Origin of the sequence: Rhizobium sp. B21/90 (assembly GCF_019355815.1) — a bacterium.
Lineage (GTDB): Bacteria > Pseudomonadota > Alphaproteobacteria > Rhizobiales > Rhizobiaceae > Rhizobium > Rhizobium rhododendri.
On the sequence record NZ_CP072162.1, the window covers coordinates 2810582 to 2827541 of the forward strand.

Sequence of the window (16960 nt, forward strand, 5' to 3'; positions counted from 1 at the left end):
ATTATCGGTGCACGGCGTTGGCAACGGGAGATGCCGGCGGAAATCTTGACGGAGGATATCAATGGCAAATCTCAACAACGGCGCGCGGCCGGAGCCGACGCTCGACGTCATCGCCATCGGCCGTTCTTCTGTCGATCTCTATGGCCAGCAGATCGGTTCCAGGCTCGAAGACATCGCGTCCTTTGCGAAATCCGTTGGCGGCTGCCCGGCCAACATCGCCATCGGCACGGCCAGGCTCGGGCTGAAATCAGGATTGATCACGCGCGTCGGCGACGAGCAGATGGGACGCTTCATCCGCGAGCAATCAGCCCGCGAGGGTGTCGCTACCGATGGCATCGTCACCGACAAGCAGCGGCTGACAGCGCTGGTGCTGCTGGCGGTAGAGGCTGAAGGCGTCTCGCCGATGATCTTCTACCGCTCCGACTGCGCCGACATGGCGCTGACCGAAGACGATGTCGACGAAGACTTCATCGTTTCATCAAGTGCCGTGCTGGTCTCCGGCACGCATTTTTCTCAACCCAATACAGAAGCAGCCCAGCGCAAGGCGATCCGCGTCGCCAAGGCGCATGGCCGCAAGGTGGTCTTCGATATCGACTACAGGCCCAATCTTTGGGGCCTTGCCGGCCATGCCGAAGGTTTCGAGCGCTACGTGAAATCCGACCGCGTCACGGCCAAGATGAAGCAGACGCTCCCTGACTGCGACCTGATCGTCGGCACCGAGGAGGAGATCCTCATCGCGTCCGGCGCCGATGACGTGCTCGGCGCATTGAAGACGATCCGCGAACTCAGCGCTGCCACCATCGTCCTAAAACGCGGCGCGATGGGCTGCATTGTCTATGAAGGTGCAATTTCCGACGACCTCGAAGCTGGCATCGTCGGCGACGGTTTTCCAATCGAGGTTTATAATGTGCTCGGCGCCGGCGATGCCTTCATGTCCGGCTTTCTGCGCGGCTGGCTGAAGAACGAGCCTCTCAAGACCTGCGCCACCTGGGCCAATGCCTGCGGTGCCTTCGCCGTATCGCGGCTGCTCTGCTCGCCGGAATATCCGACCTGGGCCGAACTCGACAGCTTCCTCAAGCACGGCAGCCGGCGGCGCGCACTGCGCAAGGACGAAGACCTCAACCACATCCACTGGGCGACAACCCGCAAGGGTCACATCCCGCTGCTGATGGCGCTGGCCATCGATCACCGCTCGCAGCTGGTCAGCGTCGCCGACGAACTCGGCGTCCCCTATGAGCAAATCAATGCCTTCAAGCGGCTGGCGGTTTCGGCAGCGGCACGCGTTGCCGATGGACGGCCGGGCTACGGCATGCTGATCGACGAACGTTTCGGTCGCGATGCCTTCTTCGATGCTGCCACCAAGAACTTCTCGTGGATTGGCCGGCCGGTCGAATTGCCCGGGTCGAAGCCGCTGCGATTCGAATTCAGCAAGGATATCGGCTCGCAACTCGTGGAATGGCCTGTCGACCATTGCATCAAGTGCCTTTGCTTCTATCATCCGGACGATCCGGCGGAGCTGAAAGCCGAGCAGCAGGAGAAGCTGCGCACGCTGTTCGACGCGGCACGGAAGGTCGGGCGCGAACTGCTGGTCGAGATTATCGCCGGCAAGAACGGACCGCTCGACGACAACACAATCTCGACGGCGATGCAGGAGCTATACGACCTCGGCATCAAGCCGGACTGGTGGAAGCTGGAGCCGCAGGCATCGCGTGCCGCCTGGCAGAACATCGAGGCGGTGGTGACCGGCAACGATCCGCTCTGCCGCGGCATCGTGCTTTTGGGACTGGAGGCGCCGGCCGAGGAACTGCTGAAAGGTTTCGAGGCGACGCTCGCAGCACCGTCGGTCAAGGGCTTTGCCGTCGGCCGGACGATCTTTGCCGAAGCAGCGCGCAGCTGGCTTGCTGGCGAGATCGACGACGAGGCGGCGATTGCCGACATGGCCGGCCGTTTCCGGCATCTGACCGAGGCCTGGCTTAAGACGCGCGGACTGTAGACGCGCGGATTGGAAAAGAAGAAAATTGGGAGGCGCCCGATGGGCAAGACGATCCGTTTGACGATGGCGCAGGCCGTCGCGCAGTTCCTGACGAAGCAAATGACCGTCATCGACGGCCAGAAGGTCCAGATCTTCGGCGGCGTATGGGCGATCTTCGGGCACGGCAATGTCGCCGGACTTGGCGAAGCGCTCTACCAGATCCGGGACGAATTGCCGGTCTACCGTGCCCACAACGAACAGGGCATGGCGCATGCGGCGATTGCCTACGCCAAGACCAGCTTTCGACAGCGCTTCATGGCCTGCACCACCTCGATCGGCCCCGGCGCACTCAACATGGTGACGGCGGCGGGCGTGGCGCATGTCAACCGCATCCCGGTGCTATTCCTGCCCGGCGACGTATTTGCCAACCGCGCTCCCGACCCCGTGCTGCAGCAGATCGAGGATTTCGGCGATGGCACGGTTTCCGCCAACGATGCGTTCCGCCCGGTCTCGCGTTATTTCGACCGGATCACCCGGCCGGAGCAGATCATCTCGGCCCTGAAGCGCGCCATGCAGGTGCTGACCGATCCGCAGGACTGCGGTCCGGTGACGCTGGCGCTTTGCCAGGATGTCCAGGCCGAAGCCTTCGACTATCCCGTCAGCCTGTTCGAGGAACATGTCTGGACGCAGCGCCGGCCACGGCCGGATGCCGACGAACTGGCCAACGCCATTGCCCTGATCCGCAAGGCGGAGAAGCCTGTCATCATCGCCGGCGGCGGTGTCCTCTATTCGCAAGCGACCGCCGAACTGACTTCATTCGCGGAAACCCATGGCATTCCTGTGGTCGTCACCCAGGCCGGCAAATCGGCTATCAACGAGAGCCATCCGATGTCGCTCGGCTCGGTCGGGGTCACCGGCACGTCGGCGGCCAATGCCATTGCCGAGGATGCCGACCTGATCATCGCCGTCGGCACGCGCTGCCAGGATTTCACCACCGGCTCCTGGGCGCTGTTCAAGAACGACGCGCTTTCGATGGTGGGATTGAACATCGCGGCCTTCGACGCCGCCAAGCATGATTCCCACACGCTGGTTGCCGATGCGCGCGAGGGACTGAAGGTGCTGTCTGCCGGGCTTGCCGGATGGAAAGCCCCTGCAGCGCTCGCCGAGAGAGCATCGCACGAAAAGGCGCGCTGGATGGAGGCTGCCGCCAAGGCGATGGCGACCACCAACGCAGCCCTGCCCTCGGACGCGCAGGTTATCGGCGCAGTTGCGCGGACGATCGGTGGCGAAAACAGCATTGTGCTCTGCGCTGCCGGCGGCCTGCCCGGCGAATTGCACAAGCTCTGGCCGGCGACGGTGCCGGGCAGCTACCACATGGAATACGGATTTTCGTGCATGGGTTACGAGCTTGCCGGCGGGCTCGGCGCCAAGCTGGCGCGGCCGGAGAAGGAGGTCGTCGTCATGGTCGGCGACGGTTCCTACATGATGCTGAATTCCGAGATCGCCACGTCCGTCATGCTCGGCATGAAGCTAACCGTCGTGCTGCTCGACAACCGGGGCTATGGCTGTATCAACCGGCTGCAGATGGCCACCGGCGGAGCCAACTTCAACAATCTCCTGAAGGACTCCTATCACGAGGTAATGCCGGCCATCGATTTCCGTGCTCATGCGGAAAGCATGGGTGCCATCGCCGTGAAGGTGTCGTCCATCACCGAGCTCGAGCAGGCGATTGAAGCCTCCCGGACGAACGACCGGACGTCTGTCTTCGTCATCGATACCGATGCGCTGGTTACCACCGAGGAAGGTGGCCACTGGTGGGATGTAGCCGTTCCCGAGGTGAGTTTGCGCCCGGAAGTCAACGAGGCCCATAAGAACTACGTCGCCAAGCGGGCCGCCCAGCGGATCGGATAGCGGACAATCGCCGGATCACATCTTGAGGAGAGCATGATGAAAGCCAAACTCGGCATGTCGCCCATCGCCTGGTGGAACGACGATCTACCGGAACTGAGCGACGACGTATCACTGGAGGAATGCCTCAGGCAGTCCCGCAGTGCAGGATTTACGGGCATGGAAAAGGGCCGCCGCTTTCCGGACGATCCGGCCGTGATGCTGCCGATCCTTCGGGCTGCCGACGTCACGCTCTGCGGCGGCTGGTTCTCGGGCACGCTTGTCGACGAGGAGCTTGCCGCCAACAAGGATCGCATCGCGCCGATGATCGAGTTGTTCAAGGCGGTCGATGCACCCTGCATTGTCTATGGGGAAGTCGGCCGTTCCATCCAGGGCGACCGCTCCAGGCCGCTGGCCACCAAGCCACGCCTGTCCGACGACGAAATGAAGGCCTATGCACATCGTGTGACCGAGCTCGGGGAATGGTGCGCCGACAAGGGCATGCCGCTGTCCTACCACCACCACATGGCGGCCGTGGTCGAGACCGAGGCCGAGCTGGACGCATTCATGCGGCATTCCGGCGAAGGCATTCCGCTGTTGCTCGATGCAGGCCATTTGGCCTTTGCCGGTGGAGACGTGCTGCGCACCATCGACAACCACCATGGTCGGATCAACCATGTCCACGTCAAGGATATCCGCAAGTCCGTGGTCGACGGACTGGATCGCAGCCAGCAGTCGTTCCTCGACGCGGTGGCACTCGGCGCTTTCACGGTGCCGGGCGACGGCTCGCTCGATTTCGGCGCCATCGTCCAGCGGCTCGCCGACTACGGATACGAGGGCTGGTTCGTGGTCGAGGCCGAGCAGGATCCGCGCAAGGCGCCGCCGCAACGAATGGCTGAAATTGGCCACGCCGAACTGATGCGCGTCATGACATCGGCCGGCTATACGGTTGAGACGCAGGGTTTTCCGAAAGGATGAAGCTGCTTTCATTCCTTTGCCGGTGTTTACAGGAGATCGCAAAATGACGAAGTCCCACCTGCATGTCAGCCCAAGCGGCACCACTGGCAAAGTCCATCACGTGACCCCGGAAACTGCCGGCTGGACCTATGTCGGGTTTGACCTGCACCGCCTGAAGACGGGCGAGACAGCGGCGGGTGATACGGGTGAGCGGGAGGTCTGCCTTGTCTGGGTCACCGGAAAAGGCCGGGCGACAGCCGGAGATGTGGATTTCGGGCTGCTGGGCGAACGGATGAGCCCATTCGACGGCGCTCCGCATGCGCTTTACATCCCGGCCGGGTCCAGCTGGTCCGTCACGGCGGAAACAGATCTCGAACTGGCCGTCTGCTCGGCACCCGGTGGCGGCGATCACCCGGCCCGCGCCCTTCCGCCCGGCACACACCCGGCGCTGACGCGCGGCCAGGGGACGAATGTTCGCTACGTCAACAACATCATGCCGGAAGACGATGGAGCCGCCCACTCGCTGCTGGTCGTCGAGGTGATCACGCCCGGCGGCCATACCTCTTCCTACCCACCGCACAAACACGACCAGGACGATCTGCCAAACGAGAGCTTTCTCGAGGAAACCTATTATCATCGCCTCAACCCTCCACAGGGCTTTGCCTTCCAGCGCGTCTATACCGACGACAGGTCGCTCGACGAGGTGATGGCTGTGGAAGATGGCGACGTGACGATGGTGCCGAAGGGCTATCACCCGTGTGCGGCCTGCCACGGCTACGATCTCTATTATCTGAATGTGATGGCGGGGCCGAAACGGGTGTGGAAGTTCTACAATGCCCCGGAACATGCCTGGCTGGTAAAGGCCTGAGTGTAGCGGATACCGGGAGACAGCGCCGCGGCGTATGTCCCGGCACAAAAATGCCCAGGCAGTGAGCATTTGCGGCTTATTTGTACACATGCTTGGTTTTTTAGGGAGTCTCTTAAATCTTCATCAAGCGAAGCGTTCTATTCTGACATCATTCAACCAGCGGAGGGCAACATGCCCCTTCAGATGCACCTCATGACGAACACTGACCAGCAGCCCGCGCTTCAGGAGTTCGTTGTCGATAGACCCGGCAAAATCATCTTTGTGGGCCATCATCTCAGCACGAGCGTGCAAACGGACTGCATGATCAAGATCATGTCGCAATCCGGCGCCACGCTCGAGGTGGGCACCGGCCACGATCTGCCTAATCACTTTTTCCTCGAGATCCTCGGCATTCGCGACGAGATCGGCTGCACCCTCGTCAAACGTGAGGGTTCGCGGGTCACCGTCAGCTTCAACATGCTGATCAATGCTGAGTTTCTACATCATGTCTTGCGTTTGAACTTCGAGGTCGGCGTCTAGGACGTGAAAGCGGCTCAACTGAGTGCCTCTCGACCTGACGGCCCGAATCAAAGAAGCGCGGGGCCGCCGCCCCGCGCTTCTCCTTCCCCCTGATGACATAGCAGCAGCCACTTGGCGCTAGGCTTTGCCGACCGGGAAACCGTCACTGAATTTTACGCCTGACTTCTGCAGCATTCCGTCAGGGCGCACCTTACGCCCGAAGAATCCGTGCAATATCGTCCCACATACAACGCCCAATTGCCCACACGGTTCGAATATCATTTGACGAAAGGTAATCCGACCGTCGCCGAACGGCGTAGGACTTTTTGAAAAAGGAGCTCTACCCATGATCAAGACAGCGCTTACCGCCTACGCAGGTTGTCTCGTGACGCTGCTTGTTCTCGATGCCGCATGGCTCGGGCTTGTGGCGCGCACCTTCTATCGCGACCAGTTAGGCGACCTGATGCTGCCACAGCCGAATTTCGGGATCGCAGCACTTTTCTACCTGTTTTTCACCGTTGCCGTCGTCATGCTCGCAGTGATGCCTGCGGTTGGTGCCGGGTCGTTGACGCGGGCTCTGCTATTTGGTGCCGTGCTTGGCCTTGCAGCTTACGGGACCTACGATATCACCAACCTTTCGACGCTGAAGAACTGGCCCGTCATGGTCAGCGTCGTCGATATGGCCTGGGGTACCGTTGTTACGGCTGCAACCGCGGGCGGCGGATATGCGGTTGCGCGGTATTTTTCCTGAAATCGATCCATCTGGCAGCTAAATGTCAGATCACTAAAATGCCATCCATATGATTGACGAATGCGCAAAGCCTTCGTGCGACGCTTGTGTCTTAAACCGAGATGATTTCGGTAAGCCACCGTCCGGGGAATAACATGCTTCGCTCAACGCATCTGGCGTCCGTCAAATCCGAGGTCTACGAGCGGAGCTTCGAGCGCTTTTTCGTCCAGCGTCCGGCACGACTTATCGCTGTCAAACCCTGCCTTACCGGCGTCTCGATGCGCAGTGCCGAGATCATCGATATCTCGCAGGGCGGCGCGACATTCCTTGTCGGCAGCACGGCGGGGCTGCCGCAACACTATTATCTCAACATCCTCGGCCTCGCCTATCGCATCGGCTGCGCCGAGACATACCGGCATGGCGACCGGATCGGCGTGCGGTTTATCAACTTCCTGACGCCTGAGACATTGAGGCTTGTGGTGCGTGCCGATTTCATGATCGGTAACCGCGAAGCCAATGCCGCGCGGTCCATGCGTCGCTGACACCAGCCGCCTCATCTCTTGAAACCCGGCAACAAGCGCTTATGGTGCGGGCGACTGCAATCGCTTCGCCGGGAAATCACCAGCATGCCTGTCTTTTCGCGTTTTACACCGCTCACCAGCGCCCTGCCCTCGACCGTGCCGTTTGTCGGACCGGAAGCGCTGGAGCGTCAACGCGGCGTTGCCGTCAAGGCCCGGATCGGCGCCAATGAGAGCGGCTTCGGTCCTTCACCCCGGGTCATCGAGGCGATGCGCCGGGAAACTGGCGAGATCTGGAAATATAACGACCCGGAAAATTTTGAGCTGAAAACGGCGCTGGCATCACACCTCGGGATACGGCCCGCCAACATTGCCATCGGCGAAGGTGTCGATTCGCTGCTCGGGCTGATCGTCCGGATGATCGTTTCCGCCAACACGCCGGTGGTGACGTCCCATGGCGGCTATCCGACTTTCAACTTCCACGTCGCCGGTTTCGGCGGTCGGCTCGTCACCGTCCCGTACCTCGACGACCGCGAGAACCTTGAGGGACTGCTCGACGCAGTAAGGCGGGAGAATGCACCGCTGGTCTATCTTGCCAACCCCGACAATCCGATGGGAAGCTGGTGGGACCAGGAAAGCGTCATTGCCTTTGTAAGGGCCTTGCCGGAGACCTGCATGCTGGTGTTGGACGAGGCCTACAGCGAGACTGCGCCGGCATCTTCCTTGCCGCCGATCGCGTCCCTCATCGACATGCCCAATGTCCTGCGTACCCGCACCTTCTCCAAGGCCTACGGGCTTGCCGGCGCGCGGGTCGGCTATGCGATCGGCGTTCCGCAAACCGTGGCAGCGTTTGACAAGCTGCGCAACCACTTCGGCATGAACCGGCTGGCAACCGTCGGGGCGCTCGCCGCGTTGGACGATCAGGACTATCTCACAGAGGTCATCGGCAACATCCACGACGCCCGGGAACGGATCGCCATGATCGCGCGCGACAACGACGTTATGCCGCTGGCATCGGCCACCAACTTCGTAGCCATCGACTGCGGCCGCGACGCGGTTTACGCAAAGGCCATTGTCGACGGACTGCTCGATCACGGCGTCTTCATCCGGATGCCCGGGGTGGCGCCGCTCAACCGGTGTGTCCGCGTCAGCGCCGGACAGAAAGCCGATCTCGATCTTTTCGAGCAGGCACTGCCGCAGGTCCTCCAGACGCTGCGGTAATGATCGCGCCAAAAACCGCGCCGGCCTTGTCCCGGCCGGTCGCGGTAGCGCTGTTGCGTCTGCCTTTTGACATTGACGCTCCCCCTCTTTGCGAGGTTATTGTTCTTGGTATTGATCGTCTGAGGACGTTGCCTCAGTGCATGGTCATCCACTCGCGAGCGGAGCGAAGGGCTGCTGCCAGTTGCATCTTCGTTAGCGTGGCAGCGACGTCGGCGCGAAGCTCGGCGGCGCGGTCGCAGCCCTTGATGGCAGCGATGTTCAGCCACTTGTGGGCCGAGATCAGGTCGATGTCGCAACCGCGGCCGGTTGCGTACATCAGGCCCATTTCGCAAAAGATATCGGCATTTTTTTCGCCACCCATGGTGGCCATTTCAGACGTCGTCATTTCAAAGCGTGCCATCGGTTCGGTCCCTGTTTCAACCTGTTAGTGCAATCCCTGTTTTCCGTTGGGCCTTTGCCGTCTAACGCAGCTTGGTGGCCTTCCGGGTGGCGGGTTTTCCCCGCTCGTTTGATGATTTGAGTATCGCATAAGGACTTCAAAAAGCGCTTAAAATGCTTGCTTAATTTGATGCAAACAAAGTGCAAATGCTTGGTAAACTTGGGATTTTGTTAAACATCGCAGGCCTTGCGAATTAAGGACTTTGCCTGGCATTTTACGAAAAATTAGGATCTGCAAATCAACCCTTTGCTAACCCTGAATCGAGCCGCGGTTGTTGGCGCGTGATTTTTCCCGGCTCGTATTTGCCTGAATTCACCGTCTTGGCGATGCGAATTGAGGCCGACCCGGCAAGCTGAATGCCGGATGAACCGCCGTATCAGCCGCCGTTCAGACGAACCGTGGCAGAAAGGCTTCAGGATCAAGGGCGATCCGTTCCAACAACGGGGGAAATGGACATGGCAATTCTGGCGCGGCGCTTCACCATCATCACTTTGGTTTCCGCAGTTTTCGCCATCAGCTTTTCGGCAGCCGTCCTGCACAGCGGGGGCAGCGGTTCGCAATCGCACTTCGGCGCAAACTTCACCTGCCTGCAATCGACAAGCTCTTATTGCTCGACGGTACAGTAAAGGGTCGCGGGCTGGCATCTTCCCGGAGCCGCAGATGGGGAAAAAAATCCTGCGGAAATCCCGGCTGCCACTGTTGCCGTCATTTGCTTGTTGGAGACAGCACTCTATAATGGCGCATGAGCAACAAATTCTCTCCGCTGGACGTATCCTCACCCGAACCCTTCGCGCCCGTTACCTTTGACGATCCGGTCAAAGCTGTCGATGCTCTGACCGAGCTCTACGACAGGAACACGGCCTTCTTGATCGGCAAATTCGCCGAACTTGCCGAGGGGGAGCCAATCTCTGCTCGCTTCCGGGCCTTCTATCCGCAGGTGAGCATCGAGACTACCAGCTTCGGACATGTCGATTCGCGGCTGTCCTACGGTCACGTCACCGCGCCCGGCATCTACACCACCACGATCACCAGGCCCGTGCTTTTCCGGCATTATCTGACGGAGCAGCTGGCGCTTTTGATGCGCAGCCACAACGTACCGATTGTCGTGTCCGAATCGACGACGCCGATCCCGTTGCATTTCGCTTTCGGCGAAGGAGCGCACGTCGAGGCTTCGGCTGCGACATTTGCCGACATTCCGATGCGCGATCTTTTCGATACGCCGGATCTGAACACGACCGACGACGAGATCGCCAATGGCGAATATATACCGCCTCCGGGCCAGCCCTCGCCGCTGGCACCGTTCACCGCCCAGCGCATCGACTATTCGCTGGCGCGGCTCGCTCACTACACGGCGACCAGCGCGGCGCATTTCCAGAATTTCGTGCTGTTCACCAACTATCAGTTCTACATCGACGAGTTCTGCACCTGGGCACGTGACCTGATGGCCAAGGGCGGCGAAGGCTACACAGCTTTCGTCGAACCGGGAAATATCATCACCAACGCCGGATCGAGCTCGCCTGATACTGATATCGCTTCGCCGCGACTACCGCAGATGCCGGCTTACCATCTGAAGAAGAAGGGTCATGCCGGGATCACCATGATCAATATCGGCGTCGGCCCCTCCAACGCCAAGACGATCACCGACCATGTCGCAGTGCTGCGTCCACATGCCTGGCTGATGCTCGGCCATTGTGCCGGCCTGCGCAACAGCCAGAGGCTCGGCGATTACGTGCTTGCCCACGCCTACATGCGTGAAGACCATGTGCTCGACGACGACCTTCCGATCTGGGTGCCGATCCCGGCGCTGGCCGAAGTGCAGGTGGCGCTTGAGGCAGCGGTGGCCGAGATTACCGGCTACGAGGGTTTCGAGCTGAAGCGGATCATGCGCACCGGCACGGTCGGCACCATCGACAACCGTAACTGGGAACTGCGCGACCAGGCTGGGCCGGTCAAGCGGCTGTCGCAGGCCCGCGCCATCGCCCTCGACATGGAATCGGCAACGATTGCAGCCAACGGATTTCGCTTCCGCGTGCCCTACGGCACGTTGCTCTGCGTCTCGGACAAGCCGCTGCATGGCGAATTGAAGCTACCGGGAATGGCGACCGCCTTCTATCGGACGCAGGTCAACCAACATCTGCAGATCGGCATCCGCGCCATCCAGAAGCTCGCTGCCATGCCGCCCGAGGCGCTGCATTCGCGCAAGCTGCGCAGCTTTTTCGAGACGGCGTTCCAGTAGGAACACACGCACCGCCCTCTTGCCAACCTGCTGAGAGGGCGGTGGCATCAGGCCGACTTTTGGACCCGGCCTTTCGACATCGCCAGTCCCAGCGCCGTACCGATGAGTGCGGAAACGATAACCAGTAGATGGCCGTTGATGCTTGCCTGCGCCAGCGTGATGAGCGACGCCGTGTCGGAGGGGGCACCGAAGGCCAGCGCACCGGCCGTAATGCCTGCCGGATAGGTGCCGACGCCGCCTGGCGCATGCACCGGCAGCACGGAAGACAGCTCACCACCGAGAGCGCCGCCAAAACTGGCCGCCAGCGGGGCAACCTGCATAAGTCCGAGCGCCCAGGCGAGCACGAGCACCTTGACCAGCCAGTTGACGATGGTCATCAGCCAGGCCCTTGCAAAAGCGGATGCGTTTATGGGCAGTCCCCTTTCGATCTCGAGGACAATGGACTGCGCCTTTGCGGGCAGCGCCTTGGCGGCGAGCCGGACCAGCGGGCGGCGCACCGCAAAGGCTGCGACCGGCAAGAGCAGGAAAAAGCACCAGAGCAACCAGGCAACGGCTTTATGCGGTGATGTTACGGCGAGGCCCATGCCGGCGGCGGCGAGTAGCGCGTGGAGGTCGAGCAACCGCATGACCAGCAACGCCGCGGTGCTGCGGACCAGCGGAATGCCGAATTCGGAGCGCATCAAAAGCGGAAAGCTGGTTTCGCCGGTGCGGAACGGCATCATGATGTTGAGCAGGTTGTGGATCTGCGTAACTCGGAAAAGGGCTGCGAAGTGACCCTTCGTCTCGCCCGGGAAATAATCGTAGATACGCCACGTCCGCAGAAAGTAGGTGCCGGTCAGCAATGCGAGGGCGACGACGATCGGCAAGGCGCCGACTTTTGCCCATTCTGCAAGGATGACGCTCCAGCCCCAGAACCATTCTATGAAGGCAGCGTAGAGCAAGACGACGCCCAGGGTCAGCAGCGTCATCCGGTTTCGAATAAACCAGGATTGTCGGGTGGCAACCATTGGACTCTTCATGTAGGAAAGCACCCGTGTGAGCTCTGGCTGACGGTACGAACTTTGCTCGCCCGGCCACCGATCATAGCGGCTTTTAGGAGAAAGTAGCGTTGCAGACAACGGCAGAGTCTAATCGGCTTCACGCGGATACCGTCAATCCAGTCGAGCTTTCGCTGGTCGTGCCTGTTTTCAACGAGGAAGACAGTGTCGGCCCGTTGATCGAGCGTATCACCCAGTCGATGGCCATTTTCCCCGGTCGCTGGGAACTGATCCTGATCGATGACGGCAGCACGGATGCGACCCTGGTCAACGCCCGGAGCTATCTTGGCCAGGAAGGCCTGATCCTGCGACTTGTGGAACTGCAGCGGAATTTCGGCCAGACGGCGGCGATGCAGGCCGGCATCGATGCGGCCACCGGCCGGCTGATCGCGACGATGGACGGCGATTTGCAAAACGACCCGAAAGATATTCCTGCCATGGTCGCCGAACTGGAACGCCGCGATCTCGATCTTCTCGTCGGCTGGCGTAAGGATCGCCAGGACGGACTGCTCTTGCGCAAGATCCCGTCATGGTGCGCCAATTACCTGATCGGCCGGACGACGGGCGTCAAGATACACGACTATGGCTGCAGCCTGAAGATCTACCGGGCCGCGATCATCAAGCAGGTCAAGCTGATGGGCGAGATGCACCGCTTTATCCCGGCCTGGGTCGCCAGCGTGGTGCCGAGTTCGCGGATCGGCGAAATGGTCGTCAGCCACCATGCCCGCGCCCATGGCAAGTCGAAATACGGCATATCACGGACGTTCCGGGTCATCCTCGACCTTCTTTCCGTGATGTTCTTCATGCGCTACAAGGCCCGGCCCGGCCACTTCTTCGGGTCGCTTGGCCTCGGCTTCGGCGCGCTTGCGCTGGTCATCATGGCCTATCTGTTCGTCGACAAATTCATCATGGGCAACGATATCGGCACCCGGCCAATGCTGATGGTCGGCGTCGTGCTGCTTCTAGCCTCCGTACAGATGGTCACGACCGGCATTCTGGCCGAGATGATTGCCCGCAACTATTACCGTGACGACACGTCGCCAAACTACATCGTCCGGACGATCTTCGATCGGGATCATCCCCATGCATAGGCTGCTGGTCCGCAAGCCCGATGCCGTGATCCTCCTTTTGGCAGCCTACTTCTGCCTCGAGTTTGTCGTCCGCATGCTCATGCCGCACAGCATGCGCTACGACGAATCGCAGCAGGCGTTCTTTTCGCAATGGCTGACGCTCGGCTACGATTCGCAACCGCCTCTGTATAACTGGCTGCAGACAGCGTTCGTTTCGGTCTTTGGCCTGTCGCTGGCGATCATTTCCGTCGTCAAGAACCTCGTGCTGTTTCTGATCTACGTGACTTATTACAAGCTCGCCCGTCTGGTGCTGGCCGACAAGCTGTTTGCCGTCATCGCCACCCTGTCACTGCTGACCATTCCGCAGCTCTTCTGGGAGGCGCAACGCGATCTCACCCATACGGTCGCCCAGATGGTGACCATCAACCTGTTTCTCTATGGCGTCATCCGGACGCTTAAGACGCCGTCGTGGACCGGATACCTGATCACCGGCGTGGCACTCGGCCTCGGCATGTTGTCGAAATACAATTTCGCGCTGCTGGCCGCAGCCACCGTCGTTGCCGTGTTCCTGCACCCGCAAGGCCGCGTCCGCATTTTCGACAAGCGGTTTCTTGTGACTGTGCTGATAGCACTGATCATCTTCCTGCCGCACGGCCTGTGGCTGCTCCACAATTTCGATCTGGCCTCCGGTCGCACGCTCGGGATCATGGAGCAGGACGCGCCGAAGAGCCATTGGGCAAAACTCGTCCAGGGACCTCTCGAGTTTTTCAAGCTCGCCATTGTCATCTGCCTGCCGACCGCCATCGTCTACGCGCTGGTGTTCGGGAAAGGCCTGTTTGCCAGCCTGAAGAGGTCGAACGAATGGACGCGTTTCCTGGCGACGATCTTCGTTGCCATCGCGGTTCTGGTGCTGGTTCTGATTTTCGGCATCGGCATGACTGCAATGCGCGACCGCTGGCTGCTGCCGTTTCTATTCCTGCTGCCGATCTACCTTTGCCTGAAGATGGAAATTGCCGGGCTGCGTGCTGAAGATTTTTCCAAGCGTTTCGTTTACATTCCGATTGCACTTATGCTGCTCATCCCGACGGCCCTGCTGACCCGCGTGACCGTGCCGGGCCTGTTCGGCTCTTATGAAGCCTACAATGTTCCCTATGCCGATTTTGCCAGCCAGATTGTCAGCACAGAAGGCAAGACGCCGGGGCTGGTGATGACGGATGACTGGCTGCCGGCCGGCAACCTCAAACTCCAGTTTCCTGGCGTGCCCGTCATGTCGCGGTTTTTCGGCAACCTGACGCTGCCCTATCAGTGGACGGCGGAGAGGCCGGTGCTGCTCGTCTGGCTGCCGAAGAAGGGTCGTGATGCCATGCCACCCGTTCTCACCGAATGGGTAAGCACCTCGCTCGGACCGCAATATGTAAACGCGGTCGTTCGCCAGGCGGATGTCGGCTACATCCACGGCAAGCCCGGTGACACGGCACATTTTGCCTATGCCTGGATCTATCCGCAGTAACCACTGCGGCTATCCGTTCTTCAAAACTCGGAGGCAAGCCATGGCTGCAAGCGATCAGACCCAGCCCGCGCATGTCAATCTTGCTCCGTGGGACATCAAGAGGTCGAGCTACCCGCTGCGCGATCGCTGGCTGACGGTCAGGGCCGACGATTGCGTCACATCCGAAGGCGTTGAAATCGCTCCCTATTATGTCCTCGAGTATAGCGACTGGGTTCAGGTCGTGGCGATCGATACCGAGGACAATATTCTTTTGCTCAGACAATATCGTCATGCCTTAGGCCGTATCTCGCTGGAATTGCCTGGCGGTGCTATTGATGCTAAAGATGGCAGCCCGGTGCAGGCGGCGCAGCGTGAACTGCGGGAGGAAACCGGATTTTCGGCGGCGGAGTGGCTGCCGGTGGCGTCTTTGTCCCCGAACCCGGCAACCCATACCAATCTTTGCCATATCGTTCTGGCGCTCGGAATTGAATGCAACGCGCTTCCGGATGACAATCCGACAGAGCGGACCGAGATTGTTCGAGTGCCTATTCGCGAAGCCATCAGGATGATGCTGGCTGGAGAGATGATCCAGGCCATTCATGTCGCAGCCTTGACCCTTGCTCTGAACAAGGCAGGGAAATGGATCGTCTGACTTGGATGGTCGGTTTAGGCGGTGGTTCCCGCCCAGACCGCGTCCAGCGCCAGACGTGCAATGCGGACCATCGTGTCGACCTCCTCGCGGCTGATGATCAGGGAGGGCGAGGCTAGCATGCGGTCGGCGGTGGCGCGCAGGACTAGGCCGTTGGCCAGCGCGTGATTGCGAACCATGGCGCCGACGGCATCCGGCTTGTCGAAGCGGCGGCGCGTAGTCTTATCGGCGGCAAGCTGCAGGGCGCCCATCAAGCCGACGCTGACGGCTTCACCGACCATGGGGTGATCGGCAAGGTTGCTCCATTCTGCAGCGAAATAGGGTCCGATGTCATTGCGCACGCGCTCGACGAGATGCTCGTCCTCGATGATGCGCAGGTTTTCGAGTGCGGCGGCCGCGCATACCGGATGGCCGGAATAGGTGAAGCCGTGGTTGAATTCGCCGACGTCGTTGATCAGCACATCGGCAACACGGTCTCCGACCAGCACGCCGCCAATTGGCAGATAGCCTGATGAAAGGCCCTTGGCGATGGGTGCAAGGTCCGGCGTGAAACCGTAGTGCTGGAAGCCGAACCATTCGCCAAGGCGTCCGAAGCCGCAAATCACCTCGTCTGAAACCAGCAGGATGTTGCGTGCCTTGCAGATGCGGTCGATCTCCGGCCAGTAGGTCGAGGGCGGTATGATGACGCCGCCTGCCCCCTGTATCGGTTCGGCCACGAAGGCGGCAACGTTATCCTCGCCGAGCTCGTCGATCTTCTCCTCAAGCTCGCCTGCCACCTTGAGCCCGAAAGCCTCGGGCGTCAGATCGCCGCCGTCGGCGTACCAATAGGGCTGTCCGATATGGACGATCCCCGGGATCGGCAGGTCGCCTTGCTCATGCATGTATTTCATGCCGCCGAGGCTGGCGCCGGCGACAGTCGAGCCGTGGTAGCCGTTACGGCGCGCGATGACGATCTTCTTGGAAGGTTTGCCGACAGCGCTCCAGTAAACCCGCGCCATGCGAAACCATGTGTCGTTCGCCTCGGAACCGGAGTTGGTGAAGAAGATGTGGTTGAAGTTGGGCCCGGCGTGGGAGCAGACCTTCTCGGCAAGCAGGGTTGCCGGCGTGGTGGTCGTGCCGAAGAACGTATTGTAATAGGGCAGCTCGTTCATCTGCCTTGCGACCGCCTCGGCGATCTCCTTGCGTCCATATCCGATGTTGACGCACCAGAGACCGGCGAATCCATCGAGGTATTTCTTACCGAGGCTGTCGAAGATATGGACGCCCTCGCCGCGCTGGATAATGCGCGTGCCCTCAGTGTTCAGCTTCCCGGTATCGGCGAAGGGATGCAGGTGATGGGCTGCATCGATGGCGGCGAGATTGGACAAGGGTTTCGTCTCCGTCATCGTC

16 protein-coding genes are annotated in these 16960 nt (G+C 60.6%); 13 read left to right on the forward strand and 3 right to left on the reverse strand.

Going from position 1 to position 16960, the window contains the following annotated elements; genetic code table 11:
* The first annotated feature begins 61 nt into the window (after positions 1 to 61).
* The 8 genes from iolC (at position 62) to J5278_RS13590 (ending at position 8651) form a co-directional block, all read left to right on the forward strand.
* A complete protein-coding gene (gene iolC / locus J5278_RS13555; RefSeq protein ID WP_219258278.1) occupies positions 62 to 1993 on the forward strand; it encodes a 5-dehydro-2-deoxygluconokinase in 1932 nt (643 codons plus the stop codon).
* Positions 1994 to 2032: 39 nt separating this feature from the next.
* Positions 2033 to 3883, forward strand: coding sequence for a 3D-(3,5/4)-trihydroxycyclohexane-1,2-dione acylhydrolase (decyclizing) (gene iolD / locus J5278_RS13560; RefSeq protein ID WP_209183289.1), 1851 nt, complete (start codon positions 2033 to 2035; stop codon positions 3881 to 3883).
* A 36-nt stretch (positions 3884 to 3919) separates the two neighbouring features.
* A complete protein-coding gene (iolE, locus tag J5278_RS13565) occupies positions 3920 to 4837 on the forward strand; it encodes a myo-inosose-2 dehydratase (protein ID WP_209183288.1) in 918 nt (305 codons plus the stop codon).
* 43 nt (positions 4838 to 4880) lie between these two features.
* Entirely contained in the window at positions 4881 to 5684 is an 804-nt protein-coding gene (iolB, locus tag J5278_RS13570) for a 5-deoxy-glucuronate isomerase (protein WP_209183287.1), read from the forward strand.
* A 183-nt stretch (positions 5685 to 5867) separates the two neighbouring features.
* Positions 5868 to 6203, forward strand: a complete 336-nt coding sequence (locus tag J5278_RS13575) for a hypothetical protein (RefSeq protein WP_209184085.1) — start codon at positions 5868 to 5870, stop codon at positions 6201 to 6203.
* A 328-nt stretch (positions 6204 to 6531) separates the two neighbouring features.
* The gene (locus tag J5278_RS13580) at positions 6532 to 6933 is read left to right on the forward strand and encodes a DUF2177 family protein (RefSeq protein WP_142829929.1); all 402 of its coding nucleotides are present in this window, start codon (positions 6532 to 6534) and stop codon (positions 6931 to 6933) included.
* Positions 6934 to 7067: 134 nt separating this feature from the next.
* Positions 7068 to 7454: a PilZ domain-containing protein gene (locus tag J5278_RS13585; RefSeq protein WP_111220378.1), complete on the forward strand. Its 387-nt coding sequence runs from the start codon at positions 7068 to 7070 to the stop codon at positions 7452 to 7454.
* 84 nt (positions 7455 to 7538) lie between these two features.
* On the forward strand, positions 7539 to 8651 hold the full coding sequence (locus tag J5278_RS13590) for a pyridoxal phosphate-dependent aminotransferase (protein ID WP_209183286.1): 1113 nt from the start codon (positions 7539 to 7541) through the stop codon (positions 8649 to 8651).
* A gap of 133 nt (positions 8652 to 8784) precedes the next feature.
* Here the strand turns inward: J5278_RS13590 and J5278_RS13595 are convergent, their stop codons facing one another.
* Entirely contained in the window at positions 8785 to 9051 is a 267-nt protein-coding gene (locus tag J5278_RS13595; RefSeq protein ID WP_111220376.1) for a sel1 repeat family protein, read from the reverse strand.
* A gap of 395 nt (positions 9052 to 9446) precedes the next feature.
* Here J5278_RS13595 and J5278_RS13600 point away from each other — a divergent pair, with 395 nt between their 5' ends.
* Both J5278_RS13600 and J5278_RS13605 read left to right on the forward strand, forming a co-directional pair.
* Positions 9447 to 9716: a hypothetical protein gene (locus J5278_RS13600; RefSeq protein WP_209184141.1), complete on the forward strand. Its 270-nt coding sequence runs from the start codon at positions 9447 to 9449 to the stop codon at positions 9714 to 9716.
* 116 nt (positions 9717 to 9832) lie between these two features.
* Complete coding sequence (locus tag J5278_RS13605; RefSeq protein ID WP_209183285.1) at positions 9833 to 11326, forward strand: AMP nucleosidase; 1494 nt, start codon at positions 9833 to 9835, stop codon at positions 11324 to 11326.
* A gap of 47 nt (positions 11327 to 11373) precedes the next feature.
* Here the strand turns inward: J5278_RS13605 and J5278_RS13610 are convergent, their stop codons facing one another.
* On the reverse strand, positions 11374 to 12345 hold the full coding sequence (locus J5278_RS13610) for a lysylphosphatidylglycerol synthase domain-containing protein (protein WP_209183284.1): 972 nt from the start codon (positions 12343 to 12345) through the stop codon (positions 11374 to 11376).
* 89 nt (positions 12346 to 12434) lie between these two features.
* Here J5278_RS13610 and J5278_RS13615 point away from each other — a divergent pair, with 89 nt between their 5' ends.
* Genes J5278_RS13615 through J5278_RS13625 form a run of 3 tightly spaced genes read left to right on the forward strand, consistent with a single transcriptional unit; the run spans position 12435 to position 15574 of the window.
* On the forward strand, positions 12435 to 13454 hold the full coding sequence (locus tag J5278_RS13615; protein WP_142829806.1) for a glycosyltransferase family 2 protein: 1020 nt from the start codon (positions 12435 to 12437) through the stop codon (positions 13452 to 13454).
* The gene (locus J5278_RS13620; protein ID WP_209183283.1) at positions 13447 to 14943 is read left to right on the forward strand and encodes a glycosyltransferase family 39 protein; all 1497 of its coding nucleotides are present in this window, start codon (positions 13447 to 13449) and stop codon (positions 14941 to 14943) included. Before J5278_RS13615 ends, J5278_RS13620 begins: the two co-directional genes overlap by 8 nt.
* A 40-nt stretch (positions 14944 to 14983) precedes the next feature.
* Positions 14984 to 15574 (forward strand): NUDIX hydrolase, encoded by a 591-nt coding sequence (locus tag J5278_RS13625; RefSeq protein ID WP_209183282.1) that lies wholly within the window; start codon positions 14984 to 14986, stop codon positions 15572 to 15574.
* A gap of 14 nt (positions 15575 to 15588) precedes the next feature.
* On the opposite strand, the gene J5278_RS13630 is transcribed toward J5278_RS13625, so the two are convergent.
* Positions 15589 to 16956 (reverse strand): aspartate aminotransferase family protein, encoded by a 1368-nt coding sequence (locus tag J5278_RS13630; RefSeq protein ID WP_142829810.1) that lies wholly within the window; start codon positions 16954 to 16956, stop codon positions 15589 to 15591.
* Positions 16957 to 16960: the final 4 nt, after the last annotated feature.